The sequence below is a fragment of the Bifidobacterium adolescentis ATCC 15703 genome, assembly GCF_000010425.1.
GTDB lineage: Bacteria > Actinomycetota > Actinomycetes > Actinomycetales > Bifidobacteriaceae > Bifidobacterium > Bifidobacterium adolescentis.
The window spans coordinates 1253996-1273198 of record NC_008618.1 but is presented as its reverse complement, the minus strand read 5'-3'; the positions used below and the strand labels follow the sequence as shown (position 1 = coordinate 1273198).

Genomic DNA, 19203 nt, shown 5'->3' with positions numbered 1-19203 from the left:
TCTTTTGGTTGCGCTTGCTGTGTACACTTGAGCGCGTGCAGGAACGTGAATTTTGGCAGTTGCTTGAAGAGGTACTCGGCCGTAGCTATGGCCGCGCGCTCGCACGCGACCAAGTGCTTGATCGATTGAACGGTCTGACAGCCGTCGAAGCGCTTGAAATGGGGGAGGAGCCCCGCGTGGTATGGAACGTTCTGTGCGACCAGATGAACATTCCTGACTGCAAACGTTGGGGAAAGGACCATAACGCGCCACCAATGCCGGTGCGTTAGGCGGAGTTCGGCTATCGCAAAACACCGATTTCGAACAGATGTTCGGATAATGGGGTATAGTTATCCACAGAAGCACGGATTGGGCAGGTCGTCAACGGCTCGCCGCGAAGTTTCAGAATGCTGGAATTTCAAGGGAAAGCGGTCTTCGGCGTGTCGAAATGCATGTTCTTCGACCACAATGGCCGATTGAACTTGCGCAGATGGATGATGCGGTTTTACGGTGAATCCATTCATTCGTCTCGGTCAACAACAAGGAGTAGTCATGGCACAGACGAGCGCGGCAAAGAACGCCGCACAGAACAAGTCCGCGAATGGAATCGATCCGCGCCGTCAGGCCGCGCTCGACACAGCGCTCGCGCAGGTCGAGAAAAGCTTCGGCAAGGGATCGGCCATGAGACTTGGCGACCGCCCGGAACAGGATGTCGAGGTCATTCCGACCGGATCCTTGGCTTTGGATATGGCATTAGGCATCGGCGGCCTGCCTAAAGGCCGTATTGTGGAGATTTACGGACCGGAATCCTCTGGTAAGACCACATTGGCGCTGCATGTGGTGGCCAATGCCCAGAAGGCCGGCGGTGTGGCCGCATTCATCGATGCCGAGCATGCGCTCGATCCGGTCTATGCCCGTAAGCTGGGCGTCGACACCGATTCGTTGATCGTCTCTCAGCCGGACAATGGCGAGCAGGCATTGGAAATCGCCGACATGCTGATTCGTTCCGGCGCGCTTGACGTGATTGTCATCGATTCCGTCGCGGCCTTGGTGCCGAAAGCGGAAATCGAAGGCGAGATGGGAGACAGCCATGTCGGCCTGCAGGCGCGCCTGATGAGTCAGGCGTTGCGTAAGATGACCGGTGCGCTGGCGCAAGCCGGTACCACCGCCATCTTCATCAACCAGTTGCGTGAGAAAATTGGCGTGTTCTTCGGTAATCCGGAGACCACCACCGGCGGCAAGGCATTGAAGTTCTACGCGTCCGTACGTATGGACATCCGCCGTATCCAGACCATTAAGAACGGTGATGAGGCTGTCGGCAACCGTACTAAGGTCAAGGTTGTTAAGAACAAGATGGCTCCGCCGTTCAAGACCGCCGAATTCGATGTGCTGTACGGCGAGGGCATCTCCAAGGAAGGTTCCGTGCTTGATATGGCGTTGCAGGCCAACGTCGTCAAAAAGTCTGGCTCGTGGTTCACCTATGAGGGCGACCAGCTGGGGCAAGGACGCGAAAACGTGCGTCAGTTCCTCAAGGACAATCCGGAACTCACAGAGGAAATCGAGAACAAGGTCAAGGCGGCATTCGGTCTGATCAAACCTACCGACCAGTTCGCCGAGGACGATGGGGCGGAGGACGCCGCGGGCGCGCCGGATGATGGTAAGACGTCCAAAACTTCAAAAGCCGCCAAAGCCTGACATATGATCAGCGCCGAACGTTTCCTTAAGGAACAGGGCCTTCAGCCGGCGTCGGCCGATACTGGGGGCCTTGCCCTTTCTTCAGAGGATCCAGAACGCACGAACGTTCAGAGGTGGAACCGTCGAACGAAACCTGACCGTTCCAGTTTGTTCGCTGGAAGCGCAAATGCGACGAAAACGCCACGACACGCGCGACACGCTGGGCGTGTCGGGAACGGCGATTCTACTGCCGCAAAGGATCCAAATGATCTTGACGCATGCAGGGAAGCCGCATTGCGATTGCTGGACGCTGCGCCTCGACCTTCCGGCGCACTGCGTGAGCGCCTGATTGGTAAGGGCTATACCTCTGAAGTGGTTGACGACGTCATCGAAAGACTGACAAGGGTTCAACTGATTGACGATGAAGCCTACGCGCAATCCGCGGTGCGCTACTGTGCGACCCGTCTTATGGGATGTAGGGGCGCGGTCGCTGAGCTTACACGGAAAGGCGTCGACCGTAGGCTGGCCCAACAGGTTTGTGATGAGGCGGAATCCTACGGCGTGTTTACTGAAGCCGCATGGGAATTAGGCCGTAGAACCGCGAGAAAAACCGCCGGTCTGGAACGCGATGCACGTAGGCGCCGCTTCTGGAGCGCGGGCGGCAGAAAAGGCCATAATCCTGAGATTCTGCGCCAAATCGCACAGGAACTGTTTGATTGACGGCGACCGTTGGCCAAGGGCGTGACGTCAGTTTCATAAAGAGGCTGGTGTAAAGAAATCCTCAAAACATAAAGAGTGGAGAGTGAGACCTCTTATACCCCGGGTTCTGTCGTGCCAACGGCACGGATGGCCATCCATCTCGACCTGGCGTTGCCGTCAGGCTCTAGCAGCCTACCCGAAGGCTTCGGACGAGCAGTCCTCGAACGCCTTCTGCTTGGCCTTGCTCCCGATGAGGCTTGCCATGCGGCCAACTGTCACCAGCGGCCCGGTGGTCTCTTACACCGCCGTTTCACCCTTACCCACCGGCCGAAACCGGTAAGGCGGTCTATTCTCTGCTGCGCTATCTCTCAGGTCGCCCTGGGCGGACGTTATCCGCCATCGTGCTCTATGGAGCCCGGAAGTTCCTCAACCGACAAAATCGGTCGCGGCCATCAAGAGGTCTCAAACGCACAACTATAGCAAGAGAATCGTCGAAAGCAAAGCGTAAAAAAACTTTTGTTTTCTCGGGGAGTTTTCCAGCAAATCACCAATCTTATGGATACAATGATGACTACCAAGCAGCGATGCAGCTGGTTGGTCCGTATATAGCGGTTAACACCGCTTGAGTCTAGGGAGGTCCACATGGAAATCGTCGTTACCGGACGTCATACGCAGATCAAGCAAAGGTTCCGTGACGTTGTCGAAAGCAAGATGAATCGTGTGACCGCTATCGCCCCGGATGCGCAGCGTGTCCAGATTGTGCTGTCCCACGAGGGCAATCCGCGTCAGGCCGACACCGCCAAGCGCGTTGAGATCACCGTCATCGCAGGTCGTACCGTGGTGCGTGCCGAAGCCTCCAGCGCCGATGAGTTCAGCGCGCTCGATTTGGCTCTCGACAAGCTGACGCTTCGTCTGCGCCGTACCCGCGACCGCCGCAAGGACCATCGTCGTGGCTACACCGATCCGGTCCCGGTCGATCTGGGCCCGGTCGAGCCGGTCGTCGTCGAGGAGCCGGAGCCGGAAGCGCCGAACAATAGCCCGGCCGACGCCGTTTCCGCTGATCTCGGCCCTGGCGAATCCGTCGAGGTCCAGGTCGGCGACACCCCAATCGTCATCCGCCGCAAGCTGCACATCGCCGAGCCGATGACCATTGACGAGGCCCTGTACGAGATGGAGCTGATCGGTCACGACTTCTTCCTGTTCGTCAACAAGGAAACCGGTCGTCCGTCCGTCGTCTACCACCGTCACGGTTGGAGCTACGGCGTCTTCGAAATCGACACTCCGGAGAATGTGGCCAAGAAGTAATGGCTAATGGCTGAAAACTGAACGATAAGAGGCTCGCATGTCATACATGCGGGCCTCTTTTCTTATGCGAAAAACAAGATACGTCAAAACTTACGTAAAATGGACGGAGCTTTTCGGAAATCGCGAGAAAGCGACTATCCTCAATCGAGGAAAGTCACCATACACAAAGGGAGTGATTGTGGTAGATATCGTTGACAAAGCCCTACGCATGGGTGAAGGCCGACAGATCAAGAAGCTTGAGAACGTGGCCAAAGCGACGAACGCCTTGGAGGACGAGATCGCGGCGCTTGACGACGAGGAGCTCAAGGGCCAGACCGCCAAGTTCAAGCAGCGTATCGAAAACGGCGAGTCCCTTGACAAGCTCATGCCGGAAGCCTTCGCCACCGTGCGTGAAGCTTCCAAGCGAACCTTGGGCCTGCGCCACTTCGACGTGCAGCTCATGGGCGGCGCCGCTCTGCACTGGGGCAACATCGCCGAAATGAAGACCGGTGAAGGCAAGACCCTTGTGGCCACGCTGCCGGCCTACCTGAACGCACTCGACGGTCAGGGCGTCCACGTCGTCACCGTCAACGACTATCTGGCCAGCTACCAGGCCGAGCTGATGGGCCGTGTCTACCGCTTCCTCGGCATGAGCACCGGCTGCATCATCACCAACCAGAAGCCGCCGGAGCGTCGCAAGCAGTACAACGCCGACATCACCTACGGCACCAACAACGAATTCGGTTTTGATTACCTGCGCGACAACATGGCATGGGAGAAATCCGATCTCGTACAGCGTGGCCACCACTACGCCATCGTCGATGAGGTCGACTCCATTCTTATCGATGAGGCTCGTACCCCGTTGATCATCTCCGGTCCGGCCGAGGGCGACGTGACCCGCTGGTACCGCCAGTTCGCGCGCCTGGTTCTGAAGCTCAACCGTGACGAGGACTATGAGGTCGACGAGAAGAAGAAGGTCGTCGGCATCCTTGATCCGGGCATCACCAAGGTCGAGGACTATCTCGGCATCGACAACCTGTACGAACCGAACAACACCGCATTGATCGGCTATCTGAACAACGCCATCAAGGCCAAGGAGCTGTTCCTGCGTGACCGCGACTACGTCGTGACCGGCGGCGAAGTGCTCATCGTCGACGAGCACACCGGACGTATCCTGCCGGGCCGCCGTTACAACGAGGGTCTGCACCAAGCCATCGAAGCCAAGGAAGGCGTGGAGGTCAAGGCCGAAAACCAGACCTTCGCCACCATCACCCTGCAGAACTACTTCCGCATGTACGACAAGCTGGCAGGCATGACCGGTACCGCAGAGACCGAAGCCGCCGAATTCATGGGCACCTACAAGCTGGGCGTGCTGCCGATTCCGACCAACAAGCCGATGATCCGCGAGGATAAGGACGATCTGATCTTCCGTACCAAGAAGGAAAAGCTCGCCGCCATCGTCCGTGATGTGGCCAAGCGCCACAAGAAGGGCCAGCCGGTCCTGCTGGGTACCGCATCCGTGGAATCCTCCGAAGTCGTGTCCTCTCTGCTTGACGTGGCCAAGATTCCTCACCAGGTGCTGAACGCGAAGCAGCATGACAAGGAAGCCGCCGTTGTGGCCGTCGCAGGCCGTAAGGGCGCCGTCACCGTGGCCACCAACATGGCAGGCCGTGGTACCGATATCATGCTCGGCGGCAACGTCGAGTTCCTCGCTGATGCGAAGCTCAAGTCCGAAGGCTATTCTCCGGATGACACTCCGGACGAGTACGAGAAGCGTTGGCCGGGCACTTTGGCCGAAATCAAGGACCAGGTCAAGGACGAGCATGAGGAAGTCGTCAAGCTCGGCGGTCTGTACGTGCTCGGCACCGAGCGCCACGAATCCCGCCGTATCGACAACCAGCTGCGCGGCCGTTCCGGCCGTCAGGGAGATCCGGGTGAATCCCGTTTCTACCTGTCCCTCGAAGATGATCTGATGCGTCTGTTCAACACCCAGCTGGTGGCGCGTGTCATGGCCAAGGGCATGCCGGAAGGCGAGCCGATCGAAGCCAAGAGCGTTTCCAAGGGCGTGCGCACCGCACAGAAGGCCGTCGAATCGCGTAACTTCGAAATCCGTAAGAACGTGCTGAAGTACGATGACGTGATGAACAAGCAGCGCACCGTCATTTATGCGGAGCGTCAGGCTGTGCTGAAGGGCGCCGACATCCACGAGGACATCCTCAAGTTCATCGACGACACCGTGCTGAGCTACATCAAGGGCGCCAACAACGGTTCCGACAAGCCGGCCGATTGGGATTGGGACGGTCTGTTCAAGGCCATCTCCTCCGTGTACCCGATCGCCGTGGAGCAGGAAGGGGCCAAGGACGCCGTCGACAAGCTCAAGGGCGACAAGGCCGTTGAGGCCCTGAAGGAGCTCATCGTCTCCGACGCCAAGGACCAGTACTCCGATTTCGAAGACAAGCTCGGCAGCGAAGGCCTGCGCCAGCTCGAGCGCCGCGTGGTGCTCGCCGTGCTCGACCGCAAGTGGCGTGAACACCTCTACGAGATGGACTACCTCAAGGACGGCATCGGCCTGCGCGGTATGGGCCAGCGCGACCCGCTGGTCGAATACCAGCGTGAAGGCTACCAGATGTACAACTCCATGATCGAAGCCATCAAGGAGGAAACCATCCAGCTGCTGTTCCACGTGGACATCGAACGCGTGGCCATGACCGAGGACGAGGAGACCGAATCCGATGAGGATGAGGCCGTGAACGCCGCCGAGGCCGTAATGGGTCTGGACGGCGAAGCCGCCGCGACCGGCGAATCCGCTCCTGCAGAGCCGGAGACCGATGACGAGGCCGAAAAGACCACCATCGATGAACTGGCTGACGAGCAGAAGAACGAGAAGGGCATCGTCGGCATGCAGCCGATTAGCCATGCCGAAGGCAAGGTCCCGGCCAACAAGCGTCCGAAGAGCGAGGAACTCCACTCTCCGTGGGCGGATGGCCGTACTTTCCCGGGAACCGGCAAGAACGCCCAGTGCCCGTGCGGTTCCGGTCGTAAGTACAAGATGTGCCACGGCCAGAACGAGCAGTGATTCGCTGAGTCGCTGACTTGCTCATGACATAACCTCCCCCGACCGTAATCGGGGGAGGTTTTCTTTTTTGAAGAATCTTCGATGGGCCGTTTCGTGATATGGACGTGCGGACGTGGGGGAACGTCCAATCGTTACAATTGGCGGCATCAGAACAACAATAAAGGCGTGCGACAGCGCCAAGGAGGGCATCATGGCCGAAATCACATGGAAGTCGATCCTCACCAAGCTGGTCGGAGGGGACCACTTGAGCGCCGAGGAATCCGAGTGGTTCGTCGATGACCTCATGAACGGCAATGCCGATCCGGCGGCCGTTGGCGCGGTACTCGCCACCCAGCAGCAGTTGGGGCTGACCCCCGACGAAGTGCGTGGTGCGGCGAAGGCCATGGTGGCCCATGCCATTCCGCTGCACATCGACGGTGAAACCACCGACATCGTCGGCACCGGTGGCGACGGAGCCTCCACCGTGAACCTGTCATCCATGGGGGCCGTCGTAGCCGCGGCCGCAGGCGTAAAAGTCGTCAAGCACGGCAATCGTGCGGCCTCATCCAAGTGCGGCACTGCTGACTGCTTCGAAGCGCTCGGCCTGCCCATGGATTTGACTCCGGAACAAGTGAGCGAAGTCGGCAACGAATGCGGCATCGCCTTCGCTTTCGCACGCACCTTCCACCCCGCCATGCGTTTTGTCGGTCCGATTCGCGCTGCGCTCGGCGTGCCATGCGTGTTCAACGTGCTTGGTCCGCTGACCAACCCGGCAAGCCCGAAGCATATGGCCGTCGGCTGCGCTAATCGCAAGATGAGCCCGATCATGGCCGCCGTATATGCGGCGAACGGCCAGATCGGCATGGTCTACACTTCCCATGAGGGCCTTGACGAGATGGCACCGACCGGTCCGGTCTCCATTTGGGAATTCAAGGACGGCAAGGTTACCGAAAACAAATTCGATCCGACCGTCGAACTCGGCCTCGCCAAAGTCACCATCGCAGATCTGAAGGGTGGCGAACCGACGCTCAACGCGCAGCTGGCACGAGACTTCTTCGCAGGCAAGGATGTGTCGTTCCGTACCACCGCGCTGCTGAACGCCGCTTCCGCAATCGTCGCCGACGGTCATTTGGTGCCGGGCGACGCAAGCTTGGCTGACCGGTTCAAAGCCGCCTACGCCATCGCGGAGCAGACCGTCGACTCCGGCAAGGCCACGGCGCTGCTTGACAAGTGGATCGCCACCGCCCAAGCTGCGAAGAAAGCCTGAAAACGCTGACAACGTATGTGTATGTGAAGGCCCGGCGTAAATATGAACCGCACCCCGATTGTTGGACTGAAGAAATTCAGATTCGATGATCGGAGGTGCGGTTCTTTCGTATGCGTGAGGATCGAAGGAGACGTTACGACGACGGGTTCCGGCGCGAGGCGCTGGAGCTCATCAAGTCCGGAGCCGGCAAGGACACGCTCGCCAGAAGGCTTGCCATACCGGTGTATATCGCGAGAAACTGGATCGGGCTGTACAGGTCCAACGGCGAGGAGGCGGTCATGGGAGGCGGCGGCAGCAGACGCTACGACTGGGAGACGAAGGTCGCCGCGTCGCGCGACCACGTCGAGAACGGTCTGACCAAGACGGAGGCCATGGCCAGGCACGGGATCGCGAGCATCGCGTCCCTGGAGCGCTGGTGCCGCGACTACCGGTCCGGAGGCGCTCAGGCCGAAACCCAAGGGCAGGCCGAAAGGCGCGAAATCCAAACCGAAGCCCGAACCGACGCGCGAGCAGGAGCTCGCCGAACAGGTCGCGTACCTGAAGGCGAAGGTCGCGTACCTGGAAAAACTCCGGGCCCTGCGGGCGTCCAAGTCACGCGGCGCGAGCGAAGCGCCGTCGTCCGACTGCTCGCAGGGCGGGGACACCGGCTCGACCACCTCCTGAGGATAGCCGGGCTGCCGAAATCCACGTACTACCACCACCTGTCGCGCCCGGCACACGTGTCCAGGCCGGACGTGGAGCCGATGGTACGGGAGATATGGGAGCGCACCCCGAACGGGTGCGGCCACCGGCAGGTGCGCATGTGCCTGGTCCACGAGTTCGGCACGCGCATATCCGCCAAGACCGTGCTCAGGGTCATGCGCCGTATGGGCTGAGATGCGCCATCCGCTCCAGGAACCCGTGGATACGCTACAGCTCGTACAGGGGCGAGACGGGCGACCGCGTGCATAACCTGCCCGAACGCGACTTCGACGCGGCCCGTCCGTTCTCCAGGCTCGGCACCGACGTCACCGAGTTCAAGGTCGCCGGATCCAAGGCGTACCTCGCTCCCGTGTACGACATGGCCAGCAAGGAGATCGTGGCCTGGGACGTGAGCCGCAGTCCGGACCTCGGTCAGCAGAAGCGTCTGCCCGCCATGCTCGCGGAGCGCCTGCCCGCCGGCGCGGAGCCGATCCTGCACTCGGACATGGGATGGCAGTACCAGCACCAATGGTGGAGGAAGGAGCTCGAACGCCTCGGCATCCGCCGGTCCATGAGCCGCAAGGGCAACTGCCTGGACAACGCGGCGGCCGAGCAGGTCTTCGGCCACTTGAAGGACGAGTTCTACCGCGGCCGTGTGTTCGACTCGTACGAACAGTTCAAACGCGAGCTGGACGCCTACATCATCCATTGGAACACCAGACGACGCCAGATACGACTCGAGGGACGCACCCCGGAGGAGTTCCGGAGCATGTCCCTCGCGGTCTGACCCTGTATCCCAATTAACAACGTCCAACAAACGGGGCGCAGTTCAATAACCGCCGGGGCCTTCACATAGATGGATGTATTCAGTTTGTCGCCAAAGAATCGTCAGACGCGTGCTCCATCATCGAATTCGTCGGTACGCGTTTCACGATGCCCTTTATGCTGCACGATGAGGCCAGCGGCGCCGACCAGCGCACACAAACCGAAAATCGAACCAAGAATCGAAGCCAACGCCGGAACGAACACGGAAGCGATAATGCCGATGACGCCGGCCACCAGCAATATCCAGAACACCAGTTTTGACAGTTTCACATGGCCGATTTCAGGATTCGGCGGCACGAAGTCGTCACCGTAACGGTCCATGACCCGATCCGTGTCAAGCCAGCTCGAACCAGTGAAATCGCGCGGCCCACGACCATTCGCCGGCGCATCATTGGTGAACGTGCCCTGATCCAAGTCATCGATGGACAGCAAAGCCTCTTTTTCCCGACGTTGCGCATGCTTCTCGAAACGTTTCGCACTACGCGAACGTTCCACGGCCTTCAAATCGTCAGCATGCGAATCCGCAAACTCGGCCCAAGCCGCATCCAAGTCGTCCATTGGAGAGCCGCCACCATGCGACGCGTCATTTGGGCGTTCTTCATCGTCATTGCTATTGTTGAGGTCAGTCATACTTATACTCTAATCGGGCGGAGGCCAATCCGCCGGGAGGATCGTGAAGAATGCTCTATTGGTTTTTCGTAAAAGGCTTGGGACCAATCGCCATCCACCGTTTGGGACCGACCGCGCAAGGACTTGAGAACATTCCGCACGAAGGTGGCGCCATCATCGCAGCCAACCATCTTGCCGTCATCGACGATGCGTTGCTGCCGTTGACCTGCCCGCGCATGATTCATTTCATGGGCAAGGCCGAATATTTCGAAGGCAAAGGCATCAAAGGCAAATTCAAGAAATGGTGGTTCACGTCAGTCGGCGTGTTCCCCGTGGACCGTTCCGGCGGTTCCAAATCACTTGGCGCACTGAACCACGCCCGTGAGATCATCGAGGACGGACATCTGTTCGGCATTCACATCGAAGGTACTCGCAGCCCCGATGGACGTCTTTACAAAGGACACACCGGCGCGGCGCGTCTGGCATTCGAAACCGGTTGCCCCATTATTCCGGCCGCCATCATCGGTTCGCGTGAACTGCAGAAGCCAGGACAGGTCATTCCGAACAAAGGCAAGTCCAAGGTGATTTACGGCAAGCCGATTGAAGTCGAGAAGAAATCCGCCGACCAGATTACCCACGATGATTTGCGTTCGCTTACCGACCGCGTGGCCCGTGAGATCCAGAAGATGAGCGGACAGGAATACGTCGACGAATACGCGCAGAAGGTCAAGGCCGAGCTCAAAGCCCAGCAGGAGGCCGAAGCGCAGGCACAAGCCGAATCCGCTGCCAAGAAGGCATAAGTTTTCAGCGAGGTTCATTCCAAACCAATCAGGGGTGTCTGTTCCGAAGAATGTTTTCGGAACAGACACCCCTGATTTCTATTTTGTAATCAGGATAATCAGTCGAACAGCGACGAATACATTTTCAAGGTGACGGTATTCGGCGTGCCATCCTCCTGACGCAGTCGCACCTCGGTGCCTCCTACCGGATCCTGCGAAGCGACCTTCTTGTCTTGACTGGAGTCAAGTGTCAGTTGCGAGCTGATCTTCACACTGAATCCCAGCTTCTCCAATGCGGCTTTGGCAGCGGCGGCTTTCTGTCCGACATAATTCGGCAGCGTTACGGTTTCCGGTCCCTTCGACACCACCGCATTGACGCTATCGCCCCAGTGCAACTCGTCTCCGGTCTTCGCGGAAGCGGAAATCACCTGTCCTTGCGGAATCTTGTCATCGAATTGCTCGGTCCAGTTGACGGTGAGCTTGAGCGCATCAAGCGTCTGCTGCGCCTCATCCTTCGATTTGCCCACGACGTCCGGCATGGTAACCGGTTTCGGTCCTTGGGACAGCGTGACGGTAATCTTCGCGTTATGGGGCAGAGTCGCGCCGGGATCCACGCTTAAATCAAGCAACGCGCCCTGAGGTACGTCCATGGAATATGCGTCATCATTGGCCGGAGTCTGTTCGATGTTGTCGAAGCCGGCACGCTTCAACGCGTTGATCGGATCCTTGCCGTTCGCACTGGTGGCATCGAGAATGTCTGTGGGAACAGTGCCCTGCTTAATACCCTTGGACACTACCACCTTGACCTTCTGATGATGACGTTTGCTCACATGCGAACCGACATTCTCCGGGTCGGTGGAGATGACATTGCCAGCCTTGACGGAATCACTGAACGCCTCGGTCTCTTCGTACTCGATGTTGGAGAATTTCAGCAGTTCCTCATAGGCGTTCCATTTGATGTTGGAAATACGGCAGGGCTCCGAATCGGAACATGTGAGATCTGCCGGCTGAGGCATGGTCCAGTAGCTGCCCGGTCCTCGGAAATACCACCAGGCATAGCCTCCACCGCCTGCGCAGGCAAGCACGATGGCTGCTACGACGGCGATGATGACAGGTGCACGCTTGCCACTGCGTTTCGGCTGTCCACCACTGACCGGACCGTTCGAGGGGGAAGCTGGAACGTTGTTGGCGGGGACGTCGTTCTTTTCCAAAGCCAAGCGGGTGGTTGCCTCCGGATCTGCCTGCTGCGCCGGCATGACGGTGGTTTTGTTCGGGTTTTCCGGATTGAACTGTCGTGTACGATCGTCGTTCTGACGCACAGGCGGTGCTGGGGGAGCGGGCGGTAGCGGCATCTGCCGGGTGCCATCGCCGGGCATGGTGTCGGCGGCATCGTTTGCGGCCGGGGAAACGGCTGACAGACGGTATTGCCAGTCGTCGATGGTGAGGTTCGATTGCAACTGCTGCAATTCGTCGAATGCCACGGACGCATCCTGGGGACGGTCCTCGACCGCGCGCGCCGTAAGACGGGCGAGGAATGCGGCCACGCCTGCATTGATGCCCGGACAAGCGGTCGTGATATCCGGCACATCCTCATGCACGTGCTTGAACACCAGCGTCACCGGATTGTCCGCGGTGAACGGCACCTTGCCGGCCAGCATCTCCCAAGCCATGATGCCTACGGAATACAGGTCTCCCTGCGGCGTTGCCTGATTGTGCTGAATCATTTCTGGCGCCAGATAGGCGGCCGTGCCCAGCAGCATGCCGGTGGAGGACAGCGTGGCCTGCGACACCGCCTTGGCCAGGCCGAAATCGGTGATCTGCACATGTCCTCGGTCATTGAGCAGAATATTCTCCGGTTTGATATCGCGGTGCACCACGCCTGCGCGATGCGCCGAAGCCAAGCCGTCCAACGTCTCACCGACTATGCGTAGCGTCTCACGAACGCTGAACGTGACTTGCTGGTTCATTTCGTACCGCAGGTTCACGCCATGCACGTACTCCATGACAAGAAAATCCAGTCCATCGAACTCACCGGTGTCATACACCTGCACGATATGGGGATTGGCTATTGCTGCTGCGGAACGGGCCTCGCGATGGAAACGTTCCACGAACTGGTCGCGTTGTGGGCCCTGTGCCAGCTGCGTGTGCATGATCTTAATGGCGACGGTGCGTCCCAGACGCTCGTCAACAGCTTGATACACCGTGGCCATGCCGCCATCGGCGATTCTGCTGACGACTCGGTACCGGCCTTCGATGACCTGGCCTTCGGGGGCATGCTGGGCTTCACTCATGGCTAATCGGTACGATTCCTTCTTCAAAAAACGTTTCGCGACAAAGATGTGTTCACTTGTAGTCTACAAGGAATGGTTTGCGGAAGATGCGATGAACACGGGTCTTTCACAGTGCGGCGGCATCAGCCCTGTTCCCGCACAATCGGTACGAAACGTGCGCATGCCTCGGTAAGCATGTCTTTGCGATCCTGCGATAGTTCAAGCGTCTCGATGGCGGCCTTCGACTCGAGCCACAGACCGGCGATCCGTTCCTTGGAACGTGCGATGGCACCAGTGGACTCGAACAATGCGATGGCACGCCTAACATGTGCCTCGTCACGTGATTCGGCTTCCCACATGTCGATGAGTTCACGTCGTTCGACATCGCCGGCAGCCTCAATCGCATCGGCCAGCAACACCGTGCGTTTGCCTTCACGGATATCACCGCCCACCGGTTTGCCGGTATTGCGGCTCGACCCGATGACGTCCAGAAGATCATCCGCGAGCTGGAACGCCAAACCAAGAGGCAATCCAATCGCCAGTGCGAGCCTGCGCGCGTCCGCAGGGGCGAGGCCGGCGGCAAGCATACCGAATTCCAAAGGTGCGATAGTGGTATAACTGGCGGTCTTCCAACGGAAGACATTCAAAGAGGCCGACGCCAGCTCTTCAGGATCGTCTAACGTATTGAGTTCCACGGCCAAATCGAGTACTTGGCCGATTTCCACTTCACGGTGCATATTCAGGAAGGCCGACACCACGGAAGACCCGGAGCCAAGCCGGCAAGCCGCTTTATTGGCGATATCCACGCTCGCGGTGGCCAGCATATCACCCAACATGATGCCCAAACCATGGCCGATGGCATCACTATGGGTATCCGTGGCAAGCGCACGATGAGCGGACGGCTTGCCACGGCGCAGATCGGAATCGTCGATGATGTCGTCATGCACCAACGCGCCGGTCTGAAACACTTCGATCGCGCATGCCAGATCCAACACCGCATCCATATCACGTTCCGCCACATCCTGCGGCGCGAACGCACGGAACGCATCCAACGTCAGCAACGCCCGCAGACGTTTGCCGCCCTCACTTGACGTGACCGCCTGCTGCGCCACCGCATCAGCGACGGCTTTGCAGGAATTCGCCACCGGATCGTCCGCATGCAGGAACGAAAAATCCCTTACCAGCGAGAGCGTGCGCGTTTCAATCTGTTCCAAATCGGAAGAGCTAGTCATGGGTCAAGGTTATCCACACACATTCGACAAGAGGAAAACATAATGATTGCAGCGGGTGAGACGGTGCCGGACGTTTCGTGACACGCCGAGCTTCACGTTCTCCGACCACAGGGGTGCCGAAACGCCTCATTGCATTGCCGGATGATGCATAGTTCCAACAAAGCGGCCTGCATCAAGCGACCGCTCCGATACGCCAAGGAGGACGAGACATGAAGACGATCGACGAGCCCATGCCGATATGCGAAGCCGAGATGGAACGGCTTGAAGACCAATTGGTGGAGGATTGCAAATCGCTGGGCATGGCGGAGAGCATACGCGATTTCCTGCAGGAGCCATTCTCGGAATGGATGGATGAGCTGGCCGATGAATCGTCGGGAGGTGACGATTCATCGCCAGAATGCAGACTGTCCAGAAACGGTGCGGGAGCACTTGCCATCGCCATGCAGCAGACCATGGCGGTGCGTGACGCGCTGCTGGTCTCCATCATCGTGGATGAACGACGTTCGTCACGTGACTTTCTCATGGGATTCATGGCCAATCCGACACTTCCCGGCAACACGCGTCATCTGGAGGAATCCCTCAACGGATCGTTCCGTGACGCATCAAGAAAACCCGACACGAAACGTTGCGACAACGGCGTCAACATGATGTTCGACATCATCGGGATGGTCCCCGAACGGTATCATGTGCAGCCATTGGCCATCATCAGTTATGTGCTGTGGTGGATGGGCGATGAGCGCGCCATGCTGTGCGCGATGCGTGCGCTCGCGTTGGATGAGAATTGTTCGCTCGCGGCGATCATCTGCTCCGCGGCGCATCGTCATATCGGACCGGCATGGGCCGAAGAGACATAGAGCAACACGCCGAAAGGAAGCGGTACTTGCGCATGGTGAGCTCAACACGCGGGAATAATCGTCCTCGCAAGATGGTTAACTCACATAGTTGACGATTTGCCCTTGCCAGAAGTGGGTCCATATGGTATACGCTTCCGGCGGGATCAATAGGAGGATAAGTTTGGCCACCAAGGAAACGACGGTAAATACGGAACAGACTGATCTGACCGAAAAGACCACCTCCGGAAAAAAGGCCTCCACGCGCAAGCCTGCTGCCAAGAAGAGCGAGTCCTCAAAGACCGCTACGAAGACGTCGCGCAAGACGGCCGCGAAGAAGACCTCCGCCGCCAAGAAAAGCAAGAAAGCGGAAGAAGAAGAAGAGAACCTGATCGAGCAGGACGCTCCTGAAGACGATCCCGTCGAGGATGCCGATCTTGATGATTTCGACGATGACCTTGATGACGTGGACGACGAAGGGGAGGATGACGACCTCGACGAGGACAATATCGACGAGGATGACGATTCCGAACTGGAAGACGATGACGAAGACAAGCGCAAAAAGCCGGAAGAGCCCAAGGAAAAAGGCGCTTTCGTGGTGCGTGACGATGATGACGACGACAATCTGACGCCGTCCGGCAATCCGAAGCGTCGTGTGATCGCAGCCGGCGCCACCGCAGATCCGGTCAAGGATTACCTGAAGCAGATAGGCCGAGTGAACCTGCTGAACGCCGAACAGGAAGTCGACCTGTCCGAACGCATCGAGGCCGGTCTGTACGCCCAACATCTGCTGGACACGGAATCCGACAAGATGGATTTCAAGCGCCGGCGTGAACTGAAGTGGGCCGCGAACGACGGCAAGCGCGCCAAGGACCATCTGCTGGAAGCCAACCTTCGACTCGTGGTCTCTCTTGCCAAGCGCTATACGGGCCGTGGCATGCTGTTCCTCGATTTGATTCAGGAAGGCAATCTTGGTCTGATTCGTGCCGTAGAGAAGTTCGACTGGAAGAAGGGCTTCAAGTTCTCCACGTACGCCACATGGTGGATTCGCCAGGCCATCACCCGTGCCATGGCTGATCAGGCCCGCACCATTCGTGTGCCTGTGCATATGGTGGAAGTCATCAACAAGCTGTCCCGCGTGCAGCGCCAGATGCTTCAGGACCTCGGCCGCGAACCTACGCCGGACGAACTAGCCCGCGAGCTCGACATGCCGGTCGAGAAGGTGCAGGAAGTGCAGAAGTACGGGCGTGAGCCGATTTCCCTGCACACGCCGCTGGGCGAGGATGGCGATTCCGAGTTCGGTGATCTGATCGAAGACACCGACGCCATCGCACCGTCCGATGCCGTCGCCTTCTCGCTGTTGCAGGAGCAGTTCAAGCAGGTGCTTGAAACGCTGTCTCCGCGTGAAGCTGGCGTCATCAAGATGCGCTACGGTTTGGAGGACGGCCAGCCGAAGACGCTGGATGATATCGGACGTGTGTATGGCGTGACGCGCGAACGTATCCGCCAAATCGAATCGAAGACCATGTCCAAGCTGCGCCATCCGTCCCGTTCGCAGACGCTGCGCGACTTCCTGGACCAGTGATAGTAATCAGACGCGAGTAAATGAAGTCGAGAAACCGGCATGAACGCAGGGTTTCTCGACTTCATGTCTTGTAAGGCGACAATTGAAAGGGAACATGGCTAAGGATAATTACGGTGCTGAGAGTCTTACCGTGCTCGAAGGCTTGGATGCGGTGCGCAAACGTCCGGGCATGTACATCGGCACGACCGACAGCCAGGGCCTGATGCACTGCCTGTGGGAGATCATCGACAATGCCGTCGATGAGGCTCTTGCGGGAGCCTGCAACCACATCATCGTGACCTTGCATGACGATGGTTCCGTTGAAGTGGCGGACAATGGCCGAGGCATTCCGGTGGACGTGGAGCCGAAAACCAAGCTCACCGGCGTGGAAGTGGTGCTGACCAAGCTGCATGCCGGCGCCAAATTCGGCAATTCCTCGTATGGCGCTTCCGGCGGTCTGCATGGTGTCGGCTCATCCGTTGTGAACGCATTGAGCTCCCGTCTCGACGTGGAAGTGGATCGTGACGGCAAAACCCACCACATGGCTTTCCATCAGGGCCACCCCGGAGTGTATTCCGACGTTGATCCGGAACACCCGTCTCCCGATTCGCCATTCAAGAAGACGCGCAAGAATCGTCCCACCGAACTTGAGATCATCGGCAAAGTCAGTCCGAAGACCACGGGTACCCGCATCCGCTATTGGGCGGATCCGGAGATTTTCAACGACACCGCTGAATTCAGCTATGACCAGCTCATCGACCGTGTACGGCAGACCAGTTTCCTGGTGCCAGGGCTGAAAATCACCGTCATCGACGAGAACATTCCCGAAACCGGCGACGAGTCCATTGACGAAATGCTGGAAGTCGATGACAATGTCATCGAACAGGTGACGGAAGAGAACACGTCCGCTGAAACGGATGATATCGGAACCTCTGCCGACATACTGCAGGAGGATTCAGCCGAAGCTGATGAATCAGCCGAATCGCAAGAAAACGATGCTGCCACGCAATCGCAGGAAACCGTTTCCCAACCCGTGCAGCCGAAATATCCGCATGCGCGCGTCGAAGAATTCTGCCATACCGGAGGCGTGAAGGATTTCGTCGACTTCCTGTCCAAAGGCGAAGCGGTCTCCGATATTTGGCGCATCGCCGGCGAGGACACGTATGTTGAAGAAACGCAGGCGGTCGGAGACGATGGTGAACTGCATGCGCAGAAGGTGACGCGTGATTGCGCAGTCGATATCGCCATGCGATGGACCAACGGCTACGACACCACCATGCGCAGCTTCGTCAACGTGGTGGAGACGCCCGGCGGCGGCATGCACGTGGACGGCTTCCTCCAAGGCATCACCAAGCAGGTGCGCAAGGCCATCGAGGACAACGCGCGCAAACTCAAGGTGAATCTCAAGGATTCCCATATGAAGGTGGAACGTGACGACATTCTCGCCGGTCTGGTGGCCGTCGTCACCGTCCGCATCGCCGAACCGCAGTTCCAAGGCCAGACCAAGGACGTGCTCGGCACCGCGCAAGTCAAGCCGATCGTCTCCAGAATGACCGATAAGCAGTTCGGTGAGATGATTACCGGCTCCAAACGCGGTTACAAGGAACAGTCCGGCCGCGTGCTGGAGAAAATCGTCGGCGAAATGCATGCCCGCGTGCAGGCGCGCAAGACCAAGGAAGTCACACGCCGTAAGAACGCGCTTGAATCCGCGTCCATGCCGCCGAAACTGTCCGACTGCCAGCCCGGCAATGACGATGTGGCCGAACTGTTCATCGTCGAGGGTGATTCCGCATTGGGCACAGCCAAGGCCGCCCGTAATTCCGGTTTCCAAGCGTTGCTGCCGATTCGAGGCAAAATACTCAACGTGCAGAAGGCATCGCTCGCGCAGATGCTGTCCAACAAGGAATGCGCAGCCATCATCCAGGTGGTCGGCGCAGGATCCGGCGCAAGCTTCGACATCGAACAGGCCCGATACAACAAGATCATCATGATGACCGATGCCGATGTCGACGGCGCGCACATCCGCATCCTGCTGCTGACGCTGTTCTACCGGTACATGCGGCCGCTTATCGAATACGGTCATGTGTATGCCGCCGTGCCGCCGCTGCATCGTATCGCGTTGACGGGTACGCATAAGGGCGAGTACATCTACACGTATTCCGATGATGAGTTGGCAGGCAAACTCGCCGAGCTTGATAAAAAGCACATCGGCTACAACGAGGACATCCAGCGTTACAAGGGTTTGGGTGAGATGGACGCCGACCAGCTGGCCGATACCACCATGGATCCGCGCACCCGCATGCTGCGCCGTATCCGCATGGAGGACGCCGAACAGGCCAGCCACATCTTCAGCCTGCTCATGGGTGATGACGTGCCGCCGCGCAAGGCGTTCATCGTGGAGAACGCCGACGATTTCGACCGTTCCAAGATCGACACCTGATATTGCATGGCGATT

The 19203-nt window shown here is 58.6% G+C and carries 13 protein-coding genes, 1 other RNA gene and 2 pseudogenes; 12 read left to right on the top strand and 4 right to left on the bottom strand.

Annotation, left to right across the window (positions count from 1 at the left end; genetic code table 11):
• Positions 1-35 precede the first annotated feature (35 nt).
• From BAD_RS08865 to BAD_RS05450, 3 genes are all read left to right on the top strand, one after another.
• Positions 36-269 (top strand): DUF3046 domain-containing protein, encoded by a 234-nt coding sequence (locus BAD_RS08865; RefSeq protein WP_080505092.1) that lies wholly within the window; start codon positions 36-38, stop codon positions 267-269.
• Between the two features lie 262 nt (positions 270-531).
• A complete protein-coding gene (gene recA / locus BAD_RS05455; protein WP_003810592.1) occupies positions 532-1674 on the top strand; it encodes a recombinase RecA in 1143 nt (380 codons plus the stop codon).
• 3 nt (positions 1675-1677) lie between these two features.
• Complete coding sequence (locus tag BAD_RS05450; protein ID WP_003810591.1) at positions 1678-2373, top strand: regulatory protein RecX; 696 nt, start codon at positions 1678-1680, stop codon at positions 2371-2373.
• Between the two features lie 79 nt (positions 2374-2452).
• Here BAD_RS05450 and rnpB read toward each other — a convergent pair.
• Positions 2453-2817, bottom strand: an RNA gene (gene rnpB, locus BAD_RS08675) — RNase P RNA component class A.
• 177 nt (positions 2818-2994) lie between these two features.
• Here rnpB and hpf point away from each other — a divergent pair.
• The 5 genes and pseudogenes from hpf (at position 2995) to BAD_RS08860 (ending at position 9426) form a co-directional block, all read left to right on the top strand.
• On the top strand, positions 2995-3657 hold the full coding sequence (gene hpf / locus BAD_RS05445) for a ribosome hibernation-promoting factor, HPF/YfiA family (protein ID WP_003810589.1): 663 nt from the start codon (positions 2995-2997) through the stop codon (positions 3655-3657).
• A 178-nt stretch (positions 3658-3835) separates the two neighbouring features.
• Entirely contained in the window at positions 3836-6712 is a 2877-nt protein-coding gene (secA, locus tag BAD_RS05440; protein WP_011743379.1) for a preprotein translocase subunit SecA, read from the top strand.
• A gap of 190 nt (positions 6713-6902) precedes the next feature.
• Positions 6903-7958 carry an anthranilate phosphoribosyltransferase gene (gene trpD, locus BAD_RS05435; RefSeq protein WP_021913818.1) on the top strand — a complete coding sequence of 352 codons (1056 nt, stop codon included), beginning with the start codon at positions 6903-6905 and terminating at the stop codon, positions 7956-7958.
• Positions 7959-8068: 110 nt separating this feature from the next.
• Positions 8069-8621, top strand: a pseudogene (locus tag BAD_RS09190) (transposase).
• Positions 8582-9426, top strand: a pseudogene (locus tag BAD_RS08860) (IS3 family transposase). The pseudogenes BAD_RS09190 and BAD_RS08860 overlap by 40 nt, the downstream one beginning before the upstream one ends.
• A gap of 101 nt (positions 9427-9527) precedes the next feature.
• Here the strand turns inward: BAD_RS08860 and BAD_RS05420 are convergent.
• Complete coding sequence (locus BAD_RS05420; protein WP_011743375.1) at positions 9528-10094, bottom strand: hypothetical protein; 567 nt, start codon at positions 10092-10094, stop codon at positions 9528-9530.
• Between the two features lie 50 nt (positions 10095-10144).
• Between BAD_RS05420 and BAD_RS05415 the strand changes: the two genes are divergently transcribed.
• Positions 10145-10873: a lysophospholipid acyltransferase family protein gene (locus tag BAD_RS05415; protein WP_011743374.1), complete on the top strand. Its 729-nt coding sequence runs from the start codon at positions 10145-10147 to the stop codon at positions 10871-10873.
• 98 nt (positions 10874-10971) lie between these two features.
• On the opposite strand, the gene BAD_RS05410 is transcribed toward BAD_RS05415, so the two are convergent.
• Complete coding sequence (locus BAD_RS05410; RefSeq protein ID WP_003810572.1) at positions 10972-13143, bottom strand: Stk1 family PASTA domain-containing Ser/Thr kinase; 2172 nt, start codon at positions 13141-13143, stop codon at positions 10972-10974.
• A gap of 122 nt (positions 13144-13265) precedes the next feature.
• On the bottom strand, positions 13266-14354 hold the full coding sequence (locus BAD_RS05405) for a polyprenyl synthetase family protein (protein WP_003810570.1): 1089 nt from the start codon (positions 14352-14354) through the stop codon (positions 13266-13268).
• 209 nt (positions 14355-14563) lie between these two features.
• Here BAD_RS05405 and BAD_RS05400 point away from each other — a divergent pair, with 209 nt between their 5' ends.
• The 3 genes from BAD_RS05400 (at position 14564) to BAD_RS05390 (ending at position 19188) form a co-directional block, all read left to right on the top strand.
• Complete coding sequence (locus tag BAD_RS05400) at positions 14564-15208, top strand: DUF4192 family protein (RefSeq protein WP_011743372.1); 645 nt, start codon at positions 14564-14566, stop codon at positions 15206-15208.
• 121 nt (positions 15209-15329) lie between these two features.
• On the top strand, positions 15330-16769 hold the full coding sequence (locus tag BAD_RS05395) for an RNA polymerase sigma factor (RefSeq protein ID WP_011743371.1): 1440 nt from the start codon (positions 15330-15332) through the stop codon (positions 16767-16769).
• A 94-nt stretch (positions 16770-16863) separates the two neighbouring features.
• A complete protein-coding gene (locus BAD_RS05390) occupies positions 16864-19188 on the top strand; it encodes a DNA gyrase/topoisomerase IV subunit B (RefSeq protein WP_003810563.1) in 2325 nt (774 codons plus the stop codon).
• The last annotated feature ends 15 nt before the right edge of the window (positions 19189-19203 follow it).